This window comes from Mycobacterium sp. NPDC050551, from assembly GCF_040674075.1.
Classification (GTDB): Bacteria; Actinomycetota; Actinomycetes; order Mycobacteriales; family Mycobacteriaceae; genus Mycobacterium.
Map to the genome: position 1 here is coordinate 24,699 of NZ_JBFARC010000003.1, position 20,095 is coordinate 44,793.

The window sequence follows — 20,095 nt, forward strand, 5'->3', positions numbered from 1 at the left end:
GCGACAGTATGCGGAGCAGGTGGCCGATGCGGCGGATCGCGCTGCGGGCGTGGGTGCTGTGCTGGCTGGTGCTGGTGTGGATCTTCCTGTGGGGCACCTTCTCCGCGGCCAACATCGTCAGCGGGCTGGCCGTCGCACTGGTGATCACCGTGCTGCTGCCGCTGCCCCCGGTGCCGGTCGAGGGGCGGATCCACCTGCTGTCGGTGCTCCGCCTGATCGCGACCGTCGCCTACTACCTGGTGCTGTCCTCGGTGCAGGTGGCGTGGCTGGCGATCAAGCCGGGCCCGCCGCCGTTGACGGCCGTGCTGCGGGCGCACCTCGCACTCAAGTCCGACCTCGTGCTGGCGCTGGCGGTCAACATCATGAACCTGACGCCGGGCAACATCGTGCTCGAGATCGACCAGTCCCGCCGGATGATCTACGTGCACGTGATCGACGTCGGGTCCGACCGCGCCCTGGCCCGGTTCTACCGCCAGGTCGACCAGTTCCAGCGGTTGCTGATCGCGGCGTTCGAACGCGACGCCGACTGGCGGCCCTCGGCCCATCCGGCGGAGGCAGTGGAGGAGGAGGATCGCGCATGACTTGCCAGCGAGGAGCGAAGGCGGATCGCGCATGACATTCGTGTGGATCATCGCCGCGGTGATGCTCAGCGCCGCGGCGGCCATCGTGATGTTCCGGCTGCTGGCCGGCCCGAGCACGCTGGACCGGCTGGTCGCGCTCGACACCCTGGTGGCCGTCACGATGTGCGCGATCGGCACGTGGGCGGCGTTCAGCCTCGACACCACCGTCACCTACAGCCTCACCGCGCTGGCGCTCATCAGCTTCGTCGGTTCGGTCAGCGTGGCGCGGTTCCGGGTGCCCGACATCGAGAAGCGGAGGACCCGGTGAGCAGTCCCGACATCCCTGATGTGGCCGCCGCGATCCTGGTGCTCGGCGGCTCGACGCTCGCGCTGACCGCGGCGATCGGCGTCGTCCGGTTCCCCGACACACTGTCGCGGATGCACGCGGCGACCAAGCCCCAGGTGCTGGGCCTGCTGCTGGTGCTCGCGGGTGCGGCGATCCGGTTGCGGGGCAACGTCGATGTCGGCATGGTGATCCTGACCGGGCTGTTCACCATCATCACCGCGCCGGTGGTCGCGAACCGCGTCGGGCAGTTGGCCTATCGCGAACAGAACATTCGCGACGACTTGTTGACCAGGGACGAGATGCATGAGTTCGCGGCCGAGGGGGAACACCGTCCGCATGGCACGGACGGACTCTGACACCTGGAGCATCACCGAGGGCGTCGGTCCCACCGCGCTGGGCGTCGCGATGGCCCGGGCCGGTGAGTCCTCGGCCGGCTGCCCGCTGTTCGACGATCCGTTCGCGCAGGTGTTCATCGACGCCGCCGTCGCCCGCGGCTGGGAGTTGCCGACGGGTGCGATGGCCGAGCGGATCCGCGCGCTGTCGGGATACGCGGCGTCGCGTACCAAGTGGTTCGACGAGTTCTTCATCGCCGCGGGCGCACACGGTGTCGAACAGTCGGTGATCCTCGGCGCGGGCCTGGACTCCCGTGCCTGGCGGATGCCGTGGGTGAGCGGCAGCGTGGTCTTCGAGATCGACCAGCCGCAGGTGCTCGAGTTCAAGCTGGAGGTGTTGCGCGCCCACGGTGCCGAGCCAAATGCGCGGTACGTCCCGGTGCCGGTCGACCTGCGCCAGGACTGGCCGAAGGCGTTGCGCGACGCCGGTTTCGACTCCACCCAGCCGGCGGCGTGGTCGGCCGAGGGCCTGCTGCCCTACCTCCCCGCAGAGGGCCAGGGCCGGTTGTTCGCCCAGATCGCCGAGATGGCCGTGCCGAGCAGCCGCATCGCCGTCGAGGCGTTCGTCGAGGACCGCACCGACGTCGCGGAGTGGTTGGCCGCGCAGGGCTGGGACGTCACGACGATCGACGCCCGTCGGCTGATGAACCGCTATGACCGGTGCACGCCCGACGACGCCGAGGACGCCTTCCCCGACACGGTGTTCGTCGATGCGAAGCTCAGTTCCGCGGCGACGACGGGGCCCATGGCAGCGACCGCCTAGCGATTACTCCCCCGAGAGCTGGAACTCGACCCGTGCGGTCACCGTGTCGACGGCTTCGCTCAACGCGTCCAGCCGTGATGCCGGTCCGGGCGCCGCCAGCACCGCGTACCGGTCGGCAGGGCCCATCGGCAGTCGGTTGGCCAACGCGTACAGGCGCTTCGGCAGGTCGGGTTCGGCGCGCGCGAGCAGGCCGTCGCGGTCGCGGATCTCGATGCCGCGGGCGGTCGCGATCCGCTCGAACAGCGCGATGATGCGGTTCTCCACATCGGCGAGCCGGACCTGGTCGACGCCGGCGTCGGGCTCGTCGGGCCACGGTTCGACGTCGGCCCGCGGGTACGGATCGTCGTCGAGCCACTCGGTGACCCGGATCCGTTCGCCGAGGGGACAATTCATCCGGTACCGGCCCTCGCCGGTGGCGGCGCACTCGGCGATCCGGGCCAGCACTCCCACCCGGCTGCGCCGGTCCCCGCCGCCCACCTCACGCCCGGCCTCGATCAGCACCACCCCGAACACCGGGTCGTCGGCGGCCAGGCAGTCGCGGACCAGGGCGGCGTAGCGGGGCTCGAAGATCCGCAGCGGCAACTCCTCGCCGGGCAGCATCGCCACTTCGAGCGGGAACATCGGCGTGACGCTCATGGATCCAACCTATAGTTCGAGCTCGCCGACGATGGCGTCCACGACCGCGCGCAGGTCGCCGTCGGTCTCCTCGGCCACGCGCCGCTGCCGCTGATAGGACGCCCCCAGCCGGTGCATGTCGACCACCGCGGCCAGCTCGTCGACGCAGCCGAGCGACTTCGCGACCGGCTGCAGCCGGTCCACCAGATTGTCGAGGTCCTCGGTGACCAGTCGCTCGTTGCTGTCGGCGTCGAGGATGATGATGGCGTCCAAGCCGTATCGCGCGGCCCGCCACTTGTTCTCCTGCACGTGCCACGGCGGCATCATCGGGAGTTCCTCGCCCGCGTCGAGCCTGCGGTCGAGGTCGACGATCAGACAGTGGGTGAGCGCCACCAGCGCGCCCAGTTCCCGCAGGTTCGACACCCCGTCGCACACCCGCACCTCGACGGTGCCCAGATGCGGTGAGGGCCGGATGTCCCAGCGGACCTCGTTGATGTGGTCGATGATGCCGGTCTTCTTCTGGTCGTGGACGAAGCCCTCGAACTCCGACCACTGCCGGAACTGGAACGGCAGCCCCGCCGTCGGCAGCTGCTGGAACATCATCGCCCGGTTGCTCGCGTAGCCGGTGTCCTCACCGTCCCAGAACGGCGACGACGCGGACAGCGCCAGCAGATGCGGGAACTGGTTGAGCAGTGACGAGATTATCGGCATCACCTTGTGCGCCGACGACACCCCGACGTGGACGTGCACTCCCCAAATCACCATCTGACGGCCCCACCACTGCGTGCGCTTGATCAGCTCGGCATACCGCGGCGCATCGGTGAGCTGGGCCGCCGACCACTTCGCGAACGGATGGGTGCCCGCGCTGAACAGGTTCATCCCGCGGTCGCGCACCACCTGCTGCGCCGTGACCAGGCTGCCGCGCAGGTCGTCCATCGCCTCGGGCACGGAATTGCAGACACCCGTGACGATTTCGACGGTGTTGCGCAGCAGCTCCTTGTGCACCTTGGGGTTCTCGCCGATCTCGGCGATCACCGCGGCGGCCTCGTTGCTCAGGTCGCGGGTGACGGCGTCGACGAGCGCGAACTCCCATTCGACGCCGAGCGTCGGGCGGTAGGACCCGGCGAAGTCGATACGGCTACTGCGCGGGAGCGATGACACCGCAGGCCACCCGGCCGCCGGCGTCACCGGTCGCCAGCGTCTGCTGGTCGGGACCCGGCGTGCCATTGACCTGCTGATACTTCTCCGGCGGGATGTTCGCGAAGTTGTCGGCCTTCTCGTGGATGATGATCGCCGTCTTCTGGCCGGCCTGCAGCTGCTCGGCGGTGAACGCGTCGGTGGTGGTCACCAGCATCGCCGAACCGTCCTCACGCACCTGCAGCGAGCTCAGGTCACCGCTCGCCGGGTGCTCGGTGTGGCCGGGCACCTGGAAGTGCCCGCCCGCGGAGTTGAAGTTGGCCGGCGCGCCGCCGGTGGGGGCCACGGAGTCGGCCTCGCACTTGCCGACCGAGTGAATGTGCATGCCGTGGAAGCCCGGCGCCAGCTGTCCGGATGCGGTGGTCCGCACCGTGACCGTCGCGTAGCCGCCGGTGAAGTCGATGTCGGCGGTGGCCACCGTGGTGCCGTCCGGCGTCCGCAATTCGGCGGACAGTTTCTCGCCGCCGCCGCCTTCACCACCACCTTCACCGCCGCCCTGGCCTTCGCCCTGCTCTTCGCCCGGCGCGGCGGACGGAGACGGCGAGCCGGTCCACACCGACGGCGTGGTGCCGGGAGTGGTTGACGCCTGCTCGGGATTGCTGCAGGCGCTCAAAGCAAGAGCGGGAACGGCGAACAGGGCGGCGACGGTGGCGGACTTGCGCATGGCCACGAGCCTAACCGGTGACCGCCACGATCACGCCTGGTGGTTGGTCGGCGAGGCCGGGCGAGCGCGGCTCGACCGGGGCCTCGAGCAGCTTCCCGACTTCGTCGGCGGCCTCGCGTTCGCCGGGTGCCTCGCCGAAGTACACCGTGGTGGCGGTGACGCCCTCCAGGGTGAGGTTGCCGGTGTCGGCGACGTTCCAGTCGGCATCGCGAAGGCGGGTGGCCACGCCTTCGGCGGCGCCTGCCACGTCGGAGATGTTGTAGACCCGGACCTCGGGGCGTGCGGCAGGCGCTTCCGACGACGCCGGGGCCGCAGAGGTGGTGGAGACGGCGGACGCCACGGGCGCGTCGTCGTCACCGGAGTCGTCGCTCGAGCCCATCGCCTGGAAACCGACCAGCAGGAAGACCACACCGAGGAACAGCAGCACCATGACCATGGCCCGCAGCGGCAGCCCGGAACTCTCTCGCTGGTTCATCGCGCCCACTCTAACGAGTTGCGTTCAGCCGACCGACCGCTCAGGTGACTTCGAAGCCCAGTCTGCGCGCCGCGCGGGCCTTCTGCCTGCTGGCGCGCAGTCGCCGCAGGCGCTTGACCAGCATCGGGTCCGCCGCCAGCGCTTCGGGCCGGTCGACCAGCGCGTTGAGCACCTGGTAGTAGCGGGTCGCCGACATCGAGAACAGCTCCCGGATGGCGTCTTCCTTGCTGCCGGCGTACTTCCACCACTGACGTTCGAACGCCAGGATGTCGTGCTCGCGCCGGGAGAGGCCTTCGGGGAGATCAGAGTCATCGCCGGAAGGCTCAGTACGCGCCATAGCGCCGTCCATATTGCTCCTCGGACCTTTCCGACCTGAAAAGAATGACATCCCTGTAGTTCGCGCTCATTCAATCACGGGTTGCAGGGTTGCGACGTCATCAATGCGGGCGAGTCGGCTGGTGCGTCGTGCGGACATAGGCCGCCGACTTAAGCTCTCCCGCATGGCCGTCGTACCCATCCGCATAGTAGGAGACCCCGTCCTGCGCACCGCGACCACTCCCGTGCCCGTCGGCGCCGACGGTTCGTTGCCCGCAGACCTGGCGGATCTGATCACCGACCTCTACGACACGATGGACGCGGCGTACGGAGTCGGCCTGGCCGCCAACCAGATCGGCGTCTCCAAGCGGGTGTTCGTCTACGACTGCGCCGACTCGCGCGGCCGCACCACCCGTCGCCGCGGGGTCGTCGTCAACCCCGTACTCGAGACCTCCGAGGTCCCCGAGACGATGCCCGATCCCGACGACGACGAAGAGGGCTGCCTCTCGGTGCCCGGCGAGCAGTTCCCCACCGGCCGGGCGGACTGGGCCCGCGTCACCGGACTCGACGCCGATGGAAACCCGATCACCCTCGAGGGCACCGACCTGTTCGCTCGGATGCTGCAGCACGAGACCGGACACCTCGACGGGTTCCTCTACCTCGACCGGCTCGTCGGCCGGCACGCGCGTGCGGCCAAACGCGCCGTCAAGTCCAACGGTTGGGGTGTCGAGGGCCTGAGCTGGCTGCCCGGCAAGGACCCCGACCCGTTCGGCCACTGAGCCGTCCGTGCCGGAACTCCCGCCCGTCGGCACCCGCGTCAGCCTGCGCCACCGGCTGCCGCCGGGTTCGTCGCCGCCGCTGACCGACGTGGTCGGCCACCTCGTCGCGGTCGGTCCGACACTGCGGGTGCGCACCAAACGGGGTGACGAGGTGAGCGTCGCCGCCGCCGACGTGGTGGCAATCAAGGCACTCGCCGACGCACCGGTGCGCACCGCCGACATCCGCAATCTCGAACACGCCGCCGCCGCGGCATGGCCGGGGCGGCATCAGGTGTGGGTCGACGGGTGGCTGCTGCGCGAGGCCGGCGGCCACACCCACCGCGGCAACTCCGCGGTGCCCTTGCGGGCCGGCGCCGATCTGCGCGCACTGCCCGGCATCGTCGAGTGGTACGCCGGCCGCGGCTTGACGCCCTGGCTCTCGGTGCCCGATCGGTTGGTGCGGCTGCCTGCGGCGGCGCCCACCCACATCGAGTCGCTCGTGATGACGCGTGCGCTTCCGTCCGGCGGGCACCGCGCGGCGGTGAACCTGGCCGCGCGCCCCGATGACCGGTGGCTGCACACCTATCAGCGCGACGTGCCGGTGGACGTGTTGACCGCGGTGATCGAGGGCGAGCTGACGTTCGGGCGTCTCGACGACGCCGCCGTCGGGCGCGCCGCCGTCACCACCGCGCCGGACGGCAGCCGCTGGGTGGGGGTGTCGGCGGTGCGGGTGGCCGAGGACCGACGCCGCCGCGGCCACGCCCGGACGCTGTGCGAGGCGCTGCTCGACTGGGGAGCAGCCCGCGGTGCGACGCGCGCCTACGTCCAGGTCGTCGCCGACAACGCCGGCGCCGCTGCGCTCTACGAGTCGATGGGCTTCGTCACCCAGCACCGGCAGCGCTACGTCGACGCACGCGCGCTGTGACGGTGGAGCGCTCGTAGGCTGTCACCCATGCGGCTGGCCACCTGGAACGTCAACTCCATCCGCGCGCGCGTGGACCGCGTGACCGACTGGTTGTCGCGCGCCGACGTCGACGTGCTGGCGATGCAGGAGACCAAGTGCAACGACGAGCAGTTCCCGACGATGCCGTTCGCCGCCCTCGGCTACGAGGTGGTGCACTGCGGCTTCAGCCAGTGGAACGGGGTGGCGATCGCGTCGCGGGTCGGCATCGAGGACGTGGCCGTCGGGTTCGACGGCCAGCCGACGTGGAGCGACAAACCTGACATAGAAGCGGCAGCGGAGGCGCGCGCGCTCGGCGCGACGTGTGGCGGTGTCCGGGTGTGGAGCCTCTACATCCCGAACGGCCGCTTCGTCGATTCACCGCACTACCGGTACAAGCTCGAGTGGCTTGCGGCACTGCGCAAGACGTCGAACGCCTGGCTCACCGAGGATCCCCGCGCGCAGATCGCGCTGGTCGGCGACTGGAACATCGCGCCCACCGACGACGACGTGTGGAGTGTCGAGGCGTATCGCGACAGCACACACGTCACCCCGCCGGAGCGCGCGGCATTCGACGCGATCGTCGACACCGGATTCACCGACGTGGTGCGGCCGTTCACACCGGGCCCCGGCGTCTACACCTACTGGGACTACACCCGGTTGGCGTTCCAGAAGCGGCGCGGCATGCGCATCGACTTCGTCCTCGGCTCACCGGCGTTCGCCGAACGGGTGGGCCACGCCGAGATCGTCCGCGAGGAGCGAAAAGGCAAGGGCGCCAGCGATCACGCTCCGGTGCTGGTGGAGCTCACCGGCTAATCCGCCGCCTCGTGCAGGGCCCGCCAGAGTCCCGCTCTGGACCGGATGCCCAGCTTGCGGTACACCCGGGACAGGTGCAGCTCGATGGTCTTCGTGCTGACGAAGAGCTCGGCGGCGATCTCCTTGTTGGTGCGGCCCGCTGCGGCGAGCTCGGCCGCGCGCAGCTCCGGCGCGGTCAGACCCGGACGCTGCCGGGGAGCGAGCTGAGCCACCTCCCACCGTGCCCGTTCGGCCCAGAACCGCAGACCCATCCGCTCGAAGGTGCGCAGCGCGGACTGCAGGAGGTCACCGGCTGCGGCGCGGTCGCGCAGCCGGTGCCGCAGGTGGCCGGCGAGCAACTGTGTGCGGGCGAGTTCGAAGGGCATCGCCGCGCGCTCGTGCTCGCGCAGCGCCCGGTCCGCCACGACGGCGGCCGCCTCGATGTCGCCGCGTGCGGCGATCAGCATGCTGCGACACCGGCCGGCGACCGCACGCGTCCACGGCCTGCCGAGCCGGTCGCCGTTGCGCTCGAGCACGCCGATGATGCGGTCGGCTTCGACGTACCGGCCGACGGCGATCATGGCCTCCACGGCATCGGGGAGGAAGGGCGCGGTGACGATCTCCGTCGCCGCGGGCAGCACCCGCCACTGCGCCACCAGCGGATCCAGATGCCGAAGCGCCGCTTCATGATTGCCCAGAGACAACTCCAGTGATCCCAGCGCGGTGACCGCCCAGGTACTCAGCCGCCCGGAGTCGCACCGCCGGCCGACCGCCAACGCCTCTGCACCGTCGCGGCGGCAGGCCTCGACCCGTCCCAGGTAGGCGTCCACCACCGTCCGCACGGTCAGCGCGATGAACATGGGCAGATCCCCGCCGAGCGCGAGCGCACGCTCCATCGTCGCCTCGGCCGTCCGCTCGGCTGCCTCCATGTCCCCCCGCCAGGCGTGTGCCAGCACGAGGTTGAAGCCGATCAGGATGAGTTCGCTCTCCTCACCGCGATCGGTGCACCGCCGCGCGATCGCGGTCAGCATCTCGGCCGCCTCGTCCACCTGGTGCGACCACAGTTTCAGCAGGGCGTGCAGCGTCCGTGGCCGCACCGCCAGTGGCACATCGGCGGGATCGTCGACCTGCAGGGCGCGACTCATCGCCTCCTCGTCGAGTCCGTCGCCGACCAGGAACCGCATCATCGCCCGCATCGTCGTGGCCTGGACGAGAAGATCTTCGCGCGGCAGCTGCTCGGCCAGTTCCACCGCCTGCTCCGCCCGGCGCAGCGCAGCGTCGGCCTCTCCGGCGTTGTACTCGACGAAGGCCAGCATCACCAGCATCGGCACCTGCCGGTCCGGGACTGCGCCGGGTTGCCCGACGGCGTCGCGCAACAGCGCGGCGGCGTCGGCGGAACTGTTGTCGTACAACCGGACCAGCCCGAGCAGGTGTAGCGCCTCGGCACGCAGCGGTCCGGGCGCGAGCCGATCGACGGTGTGCTGCAGCAGCGTTCGTGCCCGAGCTGCGCTGCCTGCCTCGAAGTGGTTCGCGGCCGCCGCGATGGCGCGTTCGGGGGTGTCGCCGCCGCACCCGCGGGCCAGCTCGAGGAGTTCTGCCGCGGTGGCCGGTGCACCCCGCAGGCGCGCGGACTCGGCGGCGGTGTCCAGCCCGTGCAGGACGCGCTCGTCGGCGACCTCAACGGACAGTGCGAGGTGCCGGGCGCCGAGCTCGGCGTCGTCGAGCGCGTCGGCGAGCCGCCGGTGCATCATCCGGCGCATGGCCGGAGCGGCTTCGGCGTACGCGCCACGGGCCAGCAGTGGATGGGTGAAACGCAGGTGCTGCCCCGAGATCTCGATGACTCCGGCACGCTCGGCGTCCTCCAGCAGCGCAACCACCTCGTGCAGCTCCGACCCGGTCACCGACGCCAGCGCCGCCATGGTGGGTGCGGGCAGACAGGACGCGGCCAGCAGCACCCACTTCGTCGAGTCGGTGAATCCCGCGATGCGGGCCATGACGAGGTCGGCGAGGGTGGCGGGCAGCTCGCCCGCCGGACCTCCGGTCGCGTGCGCGAGTTCCAATGCGTAGAAGGGATTGCCGCCGGACTCCCGATGGATGCGCACCGTCTCGCCGCGGGCCAGCGGGCGGGTGAGCCGGCCGGCGAGCACCTCACGCAACGCCCCGAGGCTGAGCGGCCGGACGTCGAGCCGGTGCATGCGCGCGGGATCGTGCAGCTCGAGTTCGGCCATCGCCCGCTCGCCCTTCACGTCGGCGCGCCCGGTGGCCACGAACCCGATCCGACCGGTGCACCGCCGCGCCACCGACGCGATGACGAGCCGGCTCGGCGGGTCGAGCCACGGCAGATCGTCGATGGCCACGAGGACGGGCGACATCTGCGCGAGCCGGTCGAGCGCCGAGCGGACCGCCGCGACGACCGCACGCTGACCGGTGACCGGATCACCCTCGGCAGACGGCGCGAGCACCCGGTCGATCGCCAGTCGCTGTGGGCGCGGCAGCTCGTCGAACACCGACTCGTCGAGCACGCGGAGCAGATCGCCCAGCGCCGCAAACGAAGCTGCGGAACCCGTCGAGTGCGCGCGGGTGCTCAGCACGCGGAACCCGACCTCGGTGGCGCGGACGACGCAGGCCTGCCAGAGCGTCGTCTTCCCGATGCCCGGTTCACCGATGAGAGCCAGCAGCGACGGCCCGTCGGCGGCCTCGCTCAGGAAGGTGCGGACGACGCCGAGCTCCGCCTCCCGACCGACCACTCGTTCCCCCACCCCGGAATCCTCTCAGCCCACGGCGACTCTCCGCTCGGCAAACGCCGGCTGGGCGCCGGACCGGCGGCACGACGTGCCCCCTTCCCCGCGCTGGGGCCTTGCGCTACGTTGGGGACGCCATCAACACGGGAGCGCGCACCGAGCGTGCTGAGAGGACAGCTGGGGCTGTCGACCGTACGAACCTGACCGGGTAATGCCGGCGTAGGGAGACATGTCATGACCGACCGTTCTGTCGTTGCCGACGCTGCGATCACCACCGGCCCGATCACGGGCAGCAGCAAGGTCTACCGCGAGATTCCCGGCATACCGGATTCGCGGGTGCCGTTCCGGCGGGTGCATCTGACCGCCGAGGGTGAGCGACACCTCGACCTGTACGACACCTCCGGCCCGTACACCGACCCGGCCGCCACGATCGACCTGCAGGCGGGCCTGCCTGCGCGACCCGGCGTGGTCGCCGACCGCGGCACCCAGCTGCAACGCGCGCGCGCCGGCGAGATCACCGCCGAGATGGCGTTCGTCGCCACCCGCGAAGGGATGCCCGCAGCGCTGGTGCGCGACGAGGTGGCACGCGGGCGCGCAGTGATCCCGGCGAACCACCGGCACCCCGAGTCGGAGCCGATGATCATCGGAAAAGCGTTCGCGGTGAAGGTGAATGCCAACATCGGCAACTCCGCGGTCACGTCGTCGATCGCCGAGGAGGTGGACAAGATGGTGTGGGCCACCCGATGGGGCGCCGACACCATCATGGACCTCTCGACGGGCCGCGACATCCACCTCACCCGCGAGTGGATCCTGCGCAATGCGCCGGTCCCGGTCGGCACGGTGCCCATCTACCAGGCGCTGGAGAAGGTGAACGGCGATCCGACCGCGCTGACCTGGGAGTGCTACCGCGACACCGTGATCGAGCAGTGCGAACAGGGCGTCGACTACATGACGGTGCACGCGGGCGTGCTGCTGCGGCACGTTCCGCTGACCGTCGGGCGGGTGACCGGCATCGTCAGCCGCGGCGGGTCCATCATGGCGGCGTGGTGCCTGGCGCACCACCGGGAGTCGTTCCTGTACACCCACTTCGACGAACTCTGCGAGATCCTCGCGCGCTACGACGTCACCTTCTCACTGGGCGACGGACTGCGGCCGGGCTCGATCGCCGACGCCAACGACGCGGCCCAGTTCGCCGAACTCCGCACCCTCGGCGAACTGACGAAGATCGCGAAAGGCCATGGCGTGCAGGTGATGATCGAAGGTCCGGGACATGTCCCGATGCACAAGATCGTGGAGAACGTGCGCCTCGAGGAGGAACTGTGCGACGAGGCGCCGTTCTACACACTGGGGCCGCTCACCACCGACATCGCCCCGGCGTACGACCACATCACCTCGGCGATCGGGGCGGCGATGATCGCGCAGGCAGGCACCGCGATGCTGTGCTACGTCACCCCCAAGGAACACCTCGGGCTGCCCGACCGCAAGGACGTCAAGGACGGCGTGATCGCCTACAAGATCGCCGCCCACGCCGCCGACCTGGCCAAGGGGCACCCCGGTGCGCAGGCCCGTGACGATGCGTTGAGCCGGGCACGCTTCGAGTTCCGGTGGCACGACCAGTTCGCGCTGTCACTCGATCCGGACACCGCACGGGAGTTCCACGACGAGACGCTGCCCGCCGAGCCCGCCAAGACCGCACACTTCTGTTCGATGTGCGGCCCGAAGTTCTGCTCGATGCGCATCAGCGCCGACCTGTCGGAGGCCATCCGCGACGCCCACGAGCAGGGCATGGCCGACAAGTCCCGGGAGTTCGCCGACCGCGGCAACAGGGTGTACCTGCCTCTGGAAAACTCCGTGCCATGACGTTCCTGCCGCTCACCCCGCCCGGCGAGACACCGCTGCGGGTGATGACCATCGCCGGGTCGGACTCCGGCGGCGGCGCGGGCATCCAGGCCGACCTGCGCACGTTCGCCCTGCTCGGGGTACACGGGCTGGTCGCCGTCACCGCGGTGACGGTGCAGAATTCCGTGGGCGTCAAGGGCTTTCACGAGATCCCGCTGGACGTGGTGGCCGGCCAGATCAATGCGGTGGCGTCCGACATCGGCGTGCAGGCCGCGAAGACCGGCATGCTGGCGTCGTCGGCCATCATCGAGACGGTCGCGGACGCCTGGCGGAGGGTGACACCGGACGGCGCGGTGCCCCTGGTGGTCGACCCGGTGTGCGCGTCGATGCACGGTGACCCGCTGCTGCATCCCAGCGCCCTCGACGCGCTGCGCAACCAGCTGTTCCCGCTGGCGACAGTGGTCACACCGAACCTGGACGAGGTGCGCCTGCTCGTCGGCGTCGACGTGGTCGACGAGAAGACCCAGCGCGAGGCCGCCCGTGCGCTGCACGCGCTCGGACCACGATGGGCGCTGGTCAAGGGCGGGCACCTGCGATCGTCGGCACACAGCCCCGATCTGCTCTACGACGGTGCCGACTTTTACGAATTCGACACCACCCGGATCGACACCGGACACGACCACGGCGCAGGCGACACCCTGGCGGCGGCGACCGCGGCTGCACTCGCGCACGGTTACGCGGTCCCGGACGCGGTGGCCTTCGGAAAGCGCTGGGTCACCGAATGTCTGCGCGCGGCATACCCGTTGGGCCACGGCCACGGACCGGTTTCGGCGCTGTTCCGGCTGCACGAGCCCGATGACGCTCGATGACATCGCCGGGGTGGCGCACCACCCCGACGGCGAGCCGGCCGGCGCGGTGGTGCTCACCCACGGTGCAGGCGGCAGCCGGGACGCGCCGTTGCTCATCCGGATCTGCGACGAGTGGGCCGCCCGGGGGTGGCTGGCCGTCCGCTACAACCTGCCCTACCGAAGGCGCAGGCCGAAGGGCCCGCCGTCGGGGTCCGCGGCCGCCGACCAGGCGGGCGTCGCGGAGGCCGTCGAGACGGTCCGTGCGCTGACCGACGGCCCCGTCGTGGCGGGCGGGCACTCCTACGGCGGCCGCATGACGTCGATGGCGGTGGCCGACGGGCTCGCGGTCGCCGTCCTCACGCTGTTCTCCTATCCGCTGCACCCGCCCGGAAGGCCGGACCGCGCACGCACCGAGCACCTGCCGCGGATCACCGTGCCGACGGTGTTCACCCACGGGACGGCCGACCCGTTCGGCACCATCGACGAACTGCGACCCGCCGCGGGGCTCGTCGGCGCGGACACCGAAGTCGTCGAGATCACCGGCGCCCGCCACGACCTGGGTTCGAAGAAGCTCGACGTACCCGCGCTCGCGGTCGACGCGGCACTTCGCCTACTGCGGTGACCTGGGCATCGGCTCGGGACTGACGATATCGTCGCCGGATGACCACACCGCCGGGGCCGCCGCCACCGCCGTACGGACAGGGCCCCTACGGACAGGGCCCGTACGGCCCGCCGCCGGTTCAGCCCTATCCGCAGCAGGGTCAGCCCTATCCGCCGCCACCGCCGCAGCCGTACTCCACTCCCACGGGCTATCCCCCGCCGCCTGCGCCTCCGAAACGGAAGAACCGGCTGTGGCTCATCCTGGGCGTGGTGGGGCTGGTACTGCTGCTGCTCATCGCCGCGGTCATCGTCGTCGCTTACTTCCTCGTCGGCCGTGGCACCGTGACGGCGAACAACGTCGAGATCGGCGACTGCCTGGCCGACATGCCCGACGGCACCCGGGTGCTCACCGTCCGCACCGTCGACTGCGCCGAGTCGCACGAGGGTGAGGTGTTCGCGATGCTGACCATGCCCGACGGCGACTTCCCGGGCCAGTCCTCCCTCGAGGAGTTCTCCGACGGCTGCGGCCCCGCGCTGGCCGCCTATGCGCCCACGGCGATCGACGACCCCTCCGTCGGCGTGTACGTGCTCTACCCGACCGAGGAGACCTGGTCCCAGGGCGACCGCGTGGTGACCTGCATCGCCACCGTCGACCCGCCGCGCGCCGGGTCGCTGAAGGGCTAGATCAGGCCGGCGGCCCCGGTACCTCACGGCCACCTACCCGATACCTGGGGTACCGTTCACCCATGACTTCGGAGCACTTCGACGCGGTCATCGTGGGTGCCGGCTTCGGTGGAATCGGCGCCGCCATCCAGCTCAAGCGGATGGGCATCCACGATTTCGTCATCCTCGACCGGGAGGACGACCTGGGCGGCACGTGGTACGTCAACCACTACCCCGGCCTGGCCGTCGACGTCCCCACCACCACGTACAGCTACTACTTCGAGCCGAACCCGAACTGGTCGCGGCTGTTCTCCACGGGGCGGGAGATCAAGCAGTACGCCGACGACGTCGCCGACAAGTACGACGTGCGCCGCCACATCCGGTTCAGCACGACCGTCGAGGGCGCCCGCTGGGACGAGGAGGCCAAGGTCTGGCGCGTGACGATCGCCGGCGGGGACACCATGGCTGCCCGCTACCTGGTGACCGCCACGGGATTCCTGTCGCAGCCGAAGCTGCCCGACATCCCGGGCATCAGCGACTTCGAGGGTCGCATCGTGCACACCGCCGACTGGGACGACGACTACGACGCCACCGGCGAGCGGGTCGCGATCATCGGCACCGGGGCCACCGCGGTTCAGCTCATTCCCGAACTGGCCGAGAAGGCCGCCGACCTGACCGTCTATCAGCGCACCCCCATCTGGGTGGCGCCGAAGATCGACCTGCACTTCTCGGAACGGGTCAAGCGGGTGTTCGCCAGGTTCCCGCTGTCGCAGCGGATCATCCGCGCGGTGACCGACAACATCTACGAGGCGATGATCACCATCGGCGTGGTGAACTACCGGGTGCCCCTGTTCCGCAGGCTCAACATCTCCGCGATGGACCTGTGCAGGATGAACCAGTTCTTCTGGATCAGGGACAAGGAACTGCGCCGCAGACTCACACCGGACTACGACATCGGATGCAAACGGCCGACCTTCTCCAACCGCTACCTGCGCACGTTCACCAAACCGCACGTGCACCTGCAGAGCGACGGCATCGAGCGGGTCGAGGCCGACGGCATCGTCAACGCCGACGGCACCCGCACCGCCGTCGACACCCTTGTGCTCGCGACGGGATTCGACCTGTGGGAGGCCAACTTCCCGGCCATCGAGGTGATCGGCCGTGACGGCCGCAACCTCGGGAAGTGGTGGCGCGAGACACGGTTCCAGGCCTACCAGGGCGTGTCGATGCCGTACTTCCCGAACTACCTCAGCCTCGCCAGCCCGTATGCCTTCCTCGGCCTGAACTTCTTCAACACGATGGAGTACCAGATGCGGCTGATGGAGCGGCTCTTCGGCGAGGTCCGGCGGCGCGGGGCCACCACGTTCGAGGTCACCGAGGCAGCCAACGACCACTACCTCGAGCGGATGACCGAGATGCTGGCCGGGTCGCTGTGGACGATCGGCAACTGCGCCTCCGCGCGGTCCTACTACTTCAATCCCAGCGGCGAGCCCTCGCTGCTGCGGCCGATGTCCACTCGCGAGGCGATCAGGGAAGCCTCGCAGTTCCCGCTCACCGACTACCAGATCGCCTGAGCTGTCCGTTTTCTGAGAGGAATCGTCTGTGCCCAGAGGAATTGCGAACAAGCCGGATTCGCGTGCCGCCAGGCTGGCCGGCCTGGCCCTGGCCGGTACCGGGCTGGCGCACTTCGCCAATCCGAAGATGTTCGAGCCGATCACCGTGGCGTCGTTCCCGAACAACACCCGCCGCCACGTGTACACCAACGGCGGTCTGGAGACCGCGATCGGCCTCGCGCTCGCCGCACGCCGCACCCGGAGGCTGGGCCTCGCGGGCCTGCTCGGCTACGCCGCCTACTTGGCAGGCAGCACCGTTCGCAGCCGGTAGCGACCGAGCAGCGTCAGGTCCATCAGCGTCGCCACCGTCGCCCGGGACTGCTCGGAGTCGCGGTATCCCATCAGCCGGCCCAGGTCGACCATCAGGGCCATCGCGGCGTAGACCGCGAAACGGGCCTGCCCCGTTGTCCATTCGGGCCGCAATGTGACCACGATGCCGACCCAGCCGTCGATGGTGGAGCGCTGCAGGTTGCGCAGGATCTCCTGATCGGCGGGCGCCATGTTGAGCCGTTCGGTGTAGTACACGTAGTCCAGTTCCGGGTGGGCGAACGACCGCTCGACATAGGCGTCGACGAGCCGGGCCAGCGCCACCTCCCGGTCCGGCACGGTGCCCAGCACCGTCGACACCTCGGCCGACAGCCGGTCGGCCGACCGCCGGAAGCCGGCCGCCAGGATGTCGCTCTTGCCGGAGAAGTAGCGGTAGATGCCCGACGCGGGCATGCCGACGGCCGAGGCGATGTCCTCCACGCTGGTGTCGCGGTAGCCCTTCTCGTTGAACAACCGCATCGACTCACTCAGCAGCGCCTCGTACTTCGACGCCGGAGGTGCCACGGCGGCGGGTGAGGCGTCGACGTCGTCGGCCACGTCGGGCAACTCCACCCCGGCCAGCGCCACGACGATGTCGGACATCAGCATCCGGACCTGGATACCGGGCAGCTTCGCGCCGTGGTCGACGATGCTGCCGATCACGCTGAGCACCGCGGTCGACATCGTCCACTTCTGCCGGGAGGTGAGGTCGGGCCGGATCGCGGTCAGCGGCTCCTGGATCCGCCGGTGCACCTCGCGCAGTTGGGTGTTGAGGGTCGCCTGGTCGTCGCCGCGGAGGTAGCGGGCCTCCCAGCGGTACAGCCCACCGGATTCCCGGCTCGCGAGCGCGGTCTCGGAGAGCGCGACCGCCAGCCCGCGCAGCGTCTGCGTCGGGTCGTCGTCGCCCGCCGGGTCCACCGACATCACGCTGTCGACCAGCTGCTGGCCGAGGTTGAACACCGCGTCGCGGAACAACTCGTATTTGCTCGAATAGTGCCGGTACAGCGCGGCCGCCGAGATGCCGACCCGCGAGGCGATCGCCTCCATGCTCACGCCGTGGTAACCCAGCTCGCTGAAGGCCTCGGCCGAGGCGCGGGCGATCTGAGCTTTCCGGTCCTTCGGCCGACGCCGGACACCGTCGACACGGCGGGACGGGGTGCGCGCCATGGCGAACACGATATCCGACGCCCACCACACATAGCCGCCGAGTTCAGGGCGTCTTTCTTACGGAACTGGACGGTGCAGTAAGAATGATGGTTAACATAGTTGATGGCACAGGCCCGGTCGGGGGGCCGATGCGCGACGTGTTCGATCCCTTCTGTCGTGGGAGTCGTCCGGTCCCCCCGGGCGACCGTCCACTGCACGAGAAGGGGAGATCGTTGACTCACCGGGCCTGGTACATCGGCATCGCCGGCGCCGTCCTGCTGGCGGTCGGACTGTTTGCGCTGCGGTTTCCCGTCCTGCTCGACGCCTACGACCAGTGGGGCTGGCAGGTCGAGTGCGGGAACGGGTTCACCGCCGATCTGACGCAGGCCGGCGCCGCGGGGCAGGACTTCGTCGACCAGTGCGACTCGGCACTGCTGGCGCGCCGGTCGTGGACGATCACGCTGGTCCTGATCGGGTTGACCGCGCTGCTCGCCGTCCTCGTCGCCGCGCTCCGGACGCCGGAGCACGAGTCGCTGGTTCCCGGGCGCGAGGTGCCTGACCGTACGGCCTGACCTACGATCGCTGCCGTGAGCGCACCGGACGACGCGGCGCTGCGACGTCGGCTCGGCACGGGTGATGCCGTCGTCATCGGCCTCGGTTCGATGGTGGGGGCGGGCATCTTCGCGGCGCTCGGACCCGCTGCCGCGGCGGCAGGGACCGGGCTGCTGATCGGCCTCGCGATCGCCGCCGTCGTCGCGTACTGCAATGCGACGTCGTCGGCGCGGCTGGCGGCCCGCCACCCGCAGTCCGGGGGCACCTACGTCTACGGCCGTGAGCGGCTCGGCCCGTTCTGGGGCCATCTCGCCGGCTGGAGTTTCGTGGTCGGCAAGACCGCGTCGTGCGCGGCGATGGCGCTGACCGTCGGCTATTACGTGTGGCCCGACGCCGCGCACGCGGTCGCGGTGGCCGCGGTCGTGATGCTCACCGTGGTGAACTACGCCGGCGTCCAGAAGTCGGCGCTGCTCACCCGCGTCATCGTCGCCGTGGTGCTGGCGGTGCTGGCCGCGGTGGTCGTCGCGGTGCTCAGTGGAGCCGACGGTGCGCCGCGGGCGCCTGGGGTCGACGTCACCGTCGGAGGTGTGCTGCAGGCGGCGGGGCTGCTGTTCTTCGCGTTCGCCGGTTATGCGCGGATCGCCACGCTCGGCGAGGAGGTGCGCGATCCGGCCCGCACCATCCCGCGCGCGATCCCCATCGCCCTCGGCATCGCGCTGGCCGTCTACGCGGCGGTCGCGGCGGCGGTGCTCACCGGTGTCGGTCCAGCGGCGCTGGCCGCTGCGAGTGCGCCGCTGGCCGAGGCCGTGCGCGACGCGGGTGCGCCGTGGCTGGAGCCCGCCGTGCGGGTGGGCGGGGCGCTCGCCGCGCTGGGCTCGCTACTGGCGCTGATCCTGGGGGTGTCGCGGACGACGCTGGCGATGGCGCGCGACCGGCATCTGCCGCCCGCCCTGGCCGCGGTGCATCCGACGTTCGGCGGTCCGCACCGTGCCGAGGTCGCGGTCGGCGCGGTGGTGGCGGTGCTGGCCGCGGTGGTGGACCTGCGCGGCGCGATCAGCTTCTCGTCCTTCGCGGTGCTGGTGTACTACGCGATCGCCAACGCCGCGGCACTGACGCTCGGGCACCGCGTGATCCCAGTCCTGGGCCTGGCCGGGTGCATCGTGCTGGCGTTCGCGCTGCCGTTGCCGTCGGTCATCACCGGTGTGGCGGTGGTCGGGCTGGGGGCGACGGTCTACGGGGTGCGCACGCTCATCCGCAGGCGCTAGACCGCGCCGTCGACGAGAACCGTTGCCGCGCCGTCCATGTGGTCGCGGACCGTGGCGGCCGCGCGATGCCCGTCGCCGGACTCGATGGCGTCGACGATCTCGAAGTGCCGCTTGGTGTCCATGTTCTTCAGCGCCCGGTCCACTCCGGCGAACATGATCGACATGCGGATGCTGCCCTCCAAGGACTGCCACTGGTGCAGCAGCGTCTCGTTACCCGCGAGGTGACACATCGTGCGGTGGAACCGAAGATCGGCCTCGATGCGGTCCTCGAGATTCGATGCGGCCCAACGGTCCATGTCGTCGACGGCCTTGCGCAGTTCGGCGACCGCGGCGGTGCGGTCCGGCAGTTCGGCGAGGCACCGTGCCGCCAGCGACTCGAGCGCCGCCCGGACGGCGAAGATGTCGCGGATCTCCTTGGTGTCGAGGTGACGCACCGACAGCCGGCCCCTGGCGCCCGCGGAGATCAGCCCCTCCTGCTGCAGCTGCCGCATCGCCTCGCGCAGGGTGCCGCGGCTGATCTGCAGCGCCTCGGAGAGTTCGGTCTCCACCAGGTGGGTGCCGGGCGTCAGCTGGCCGGTGGTGATCGCACGGCGCAGCGCCGTCAGTGCCTGCTGACGCAGGCTGGTCTTCTCCAGCCGCAGAAACGACGGGGCGTCCACCGACACGGGAGCTCCCTTCCGGTCGACACAATTGTCGACATTT

At 70.3% G+C, this 20,095-nt stretch carries 23 protein-coding genes and 1 riboswitch; of the genes, 15 read left to right on the forward strand and 8 right to left on the reverse strand.

Annotated features, from left to right (window positions below; genetic code table 11):
* Positions 1-8 precede the first annotated feature (8 nt).
* The 4 genes from AB0K11_RS12625 to AB0K11_RS12640 are packed head-to-tail and all read left to right on the forward strand — an operon-like array spanning position 9 to position 2,061.
* The gene (locus tag AB0K11_RS12625) at positions 9-581 is read left to right on the forward strand and encodes a Na+/H+ antiporter subunit E (RefSeq protein ID WP_364978388.1); all 573 of its coding nucleotides are present in this window, start codon (positions 9-11) and stop codon (positions 579-581) included.
* 31 nt (positions 582-612) lie between these two features.
* The gene (locus AB0K11_RS12630; protein ID WP_364976874.1) at positions 613-888 is read left to right on the forward strand and encodes a monovalent cation/H+ antiporter complex subunit F; all 276 of its coding nucleotides are present in this window, start codon (positions 613-615) and stop codon (positions 886-888) included.
* Positions 885-1,262, forward strand: coding sequence for a monovalent cation/H(+) antiporter subunit G (gene mnhG / locus AB0K11_RS12635; RefSeq protein WP_364976876.1), 378 nt, complete (start codon positions 885-887; stop codon positions 1,260-1,262). The genes AB0K11_RS12630 and mnhG overlap by 4 nt, the downstream gene beginning before the upstream one ends.
* Positions 1,243-2,061 (forward strand): SAM-dependent methyltransferase, encoded by an 819-nt coding sequence (locus tag AB0K11_RS12640; protein ID WP_364976878.1) that lies wholly within the window; start codon positions 1,243-1,245, stop codon positions 2,059-2,061. Before mnhG ends, AB0K11_RS12640 begins: the two co-directional genes overlap by 20 nt.
* A gap of 3 nt (positions 2,062-2,064) precedes the next feature.
* Here the strand turns inward: AB0K11_RS12640 and AB0K11_RS12645 are convergent, their stop codons facing one another.
* The 5 genes from AB0K11_RS12645 to AB0K11_RS12665 are packed head-to-tail and all read right to left on the reverse strand — an operon-like array spanning position 2,065 to position 5,361.
* Positions 2,065-2,697 carry an LON peptidase substrate-binding domain-containing protein gene (locus AB0K11_RS12645; protein ID WP_364976880.1) on the reverse strand — a complete coding sequence of 211 codons (633 nt, stop codon included), beginning with the start codon at positions 2,695-2,697 and terminating at the stop codon, positions 2,065-2,067.
* A 9-nt stretch (positions 2,698-2,706) separates the two neighbouring features.
* Positions 2,707-3,837: a glutamate--cysteine ligase gene (locus AB0K11_RS12650; protein ID WP_364976882.1), complete on the reverse strand. Its 1,131-nt coding sequence runs from the start codon at positions 3,835-3,837 to the stop codon at positions 2,707-2,709.
* Positions 3,815-4,537: a superoxide dismutase family protein gene (locus tag AB0K11_RS12655; RefSeq protein WP_364976884.1), complete on the reverse strand. Its 723-nt coding sequence runs from the start codon at positions 4,535-4,537 to the stop codon at positions 3,815-3,817. Before AB0K11_RS12655 ends, AB0K11_RS12650 begins: the two co-directional genes overlap by 23 nt.
* Before the next feature lie 10 nt (positions 4,538-4,547).
* Positions 4,548-5,012 (reverse strand): LytR C-terminal domain-containing protein, encoded by a 465-nt coding sequence (locus tag AB0K11_RS12660; RefSeq protein ID WP_364976886.1) that lies wholly within the window; start codon positions 5,010-5,012, stop codon positions 4,548-4,550.
* Positions 5,013-5,052: 40 nt separating this feature from the next.
* Entirely contained in the window at positions 5,053-5,361 is a 309-nt protein-coding gene (locus AB0K11_RS12665) for a DUF3263 domain-containing protein (RefSeq protein ID WP_364976888.1), read from the reverse strand.
* Positions 5,362-5,512: 151 nt separating this feature from the next.
* On the opposite strand from AB0K11_RS12665, the gene AB0K11_RS12670 reads away from it, so the two are divergent.
* Genes AB0K11_RS12670 through AB0K11_RS12680 form a run of 3 tightly spaced genes read left to right on the forward strand, consistent with a single transcriptional unit; the run spans position 5,513 to position 7,841 of the window.
* Positions 5,513-6,106: a peptide deformylase gene (locus AB0K11_RS12670; RefSeq protein ID WP_364976890.1), complete on the forward strand. Its 594-nt coding sequence runs from the start codon at positions 5,513-5,515 to the stop codon at positions 6,104-6,106.
* Positions 6,107-6,113: 7 nt separating this feature from the next.
* Positions 6,114-7,010, forward strand: coding sequence for a GNAT family N-acetyltransferase (locus tag AB0K11_RS12675; RefSeq protein ID WP_364976892.1), 897 nt, complete (start codon positions 6,114-6,116; stop codon positions 7,008-7,010).
* A gap of 27 nt (positions 7,011-7,037) precedes the next feature.
* Positions 7,038-7,841, forward strand: coding sequence for an exodeoxyribonuclease III (locus tag AB0K11_RS12680; protein ID WP_364976895.1), 804 nt, complete (start codon positions 7,038-7,040; stop codon positions 7,839-7,841).
* Here AB0K11_RS12680 and AB0K11_RS12685 read toward each other — a convergent pair.
* On the reverse strand, positions 7,838-10,579 hold the full coding sequence (locus AB0K11_RS12685) for an AAA family ATPase (protein WP_364976897.1): 2,742 nt from the start codon (positions 10,577-10,579) through the stop codon (positions 7,838-7,840). The genes AB0K11_RS12680 and AB0K11_RS12685 overlap by 4 nt on opposite strands.
* Before the next feature lie 119 nt (positions 10,580-10,698).
* Positions 10,699-10,800: riboswitch (TPP riboswitch) on the forward strand.
* Here AB0K11_RS12685 and thiC point away from each other — a divergent pair.
* The 6 genes from thiC to AB0K11_RS12715 all read left to right on the forward strand — a co-directional run bounded on the left by thiC (position 10,796) and on the right by AB0K11_RS12715 (position 16,395).
* Positions 10,796-12,421 carry a phosphomethylpyrimidine synthase ThiC gene (thiC, locus tag AB0K11_RS12690; protein WP_364976899.1) on the forward strand — a complete coding sequence of 542 codons (1,626 nt, stop codon included), beginning with the start codon at positions 10,796-10,798 and terminating at the stop codon, positions 12,419-12,421. Its footprint overlaps the riboswitch before it by 5 nt.
* Positions 12,418-13,269 (forward strand): bifunctional hydroxymethylpyrimidine kinase/phosphomethylpyrimidine kinase, encoded by an 852-nt coding sequence (thiD, locus tag AB0K11_RS12695; protein WP_364976901.1) that lies wholly within the window; start codon positions 12,418-12,420, stop codon positions 13,267-13,269. The genes thiC and thiD overlap by 4 nt, the downstream gene beginning before the upstream one ends.
* Positions 13,256-13,870 (forward strand): alpha/beta family hydrolase, encoded by a 615-nt coding sequence (locus AB0K11_RS12700; protein WP_364976903.1) that lies wholly within the window; start codon positions 13,256-13,258, stop codon positions 13,868-13,870. The genes thiD and AB0K11_RS12700 overlap by 14 nt, the downstream gene beginning before the upstream one ends.
* A 38-nt stretch (positions 13,871-13,908) precedes the next feature.
* A complete protein-coding gene (locus AB0K11_RS12705; protein WP_364976905.1) occupies positions 13,909-14,532 on the forward strand; it encodes a septum formation family protein in 624 nt (207 codons plus the stop codon).
* Positions 14,533-14,594: 62 nt separating this feature from the next.
* Positions 14,595-16,085, forward strand: a complete 1,491-nt coding sequence (locus tag AB0K11_RS12710) for an NAD(P)/FAD-dependent oxidoreductase (RefSeq protein ID WP_364976907.1) — start codon at positions 14,595-14,597, stop codon at positions 16,083-16,085.
* A 28-nt stretch (positions 16,086-16,113) separates the two neighbouring features.
* Positions 16,114-16,395: a hypothetical protein gene (locus AB0K11_RS12715; protein ID WP_364976909.1), complete on the forward strand. Its 282-nt coding sequence runs from the start codon at positions 16,114-16,116 to the stop codon at positions 16,393-16,395.
* Here AB0K11_RS12715 and AB0K11_RS12720 read toward each other — a convergent pair.
* Positions 16,362-17,597, reverse strand: a complete 1,236-nt coding sequence (locus AB0K11_RS12720) for a TetR/AcrR family transcriptional regulator (protein ID WP_364976911.1) — start codon at positions 17,595-17,597, stop codon at positions 16,362-16,364. The two genes, AB0K11_RS12715 and AB0K11_RS12720, sit on opposite strands and share 34 nt — an antisense overlap.
* Before the next feature lie 212 nt (positions 17,598-17,809).
* Between AB0K11_RS12720 and AB0K11_RS12725 the strand changes: the two genes are divergently transcribed.
* Both AB0K11_RS12725 and AB0K11_RS12730 read left to right on the forward strand, forming a co-directional pair.
* Positions 17,810-18,148 (forward strand): hypothetical protein, encoded by a 339-nt coding sequence (locus AB0K11_RS12725; protein WP_364976912.1) that lies wholly within the window; start codon positions 17,810-17,812, stop codon positions 18,146-18,148.
* A gap of 15 nt (positions 18,149-18,163) precedes the next feature.
* Complete coding sequence (locus tag AB0K11_RS12730; protein ID WP_364976914.1) at positions 18,164-19,393, forward strand: APC family permease; 1,230 nt, start codon at positions 18,164-18,166, stop codon at positions 19,391-19,393.
* On the opposite strand, the gene AB0K11_RS12735 is transcribed toward AB0K11_RS12730, so the two are convergent.
* Complete coding sequence (locus tag AB0K11_RS12735; RefSeq protein ID WP_364976916.1) at positions 19,390-20,058, reverse strand: GntR family transcriptional regulator; 669 nt, start codon at positions 20,056-20,058, stop codon at positions 19,390-19,392. The genes AB0K11_RS12730 and AB0K11_RS12735 overlap by 4 nt on opposite strands.
* Positions 20,059-20,095: the final 37 nt, after the last annotated feature.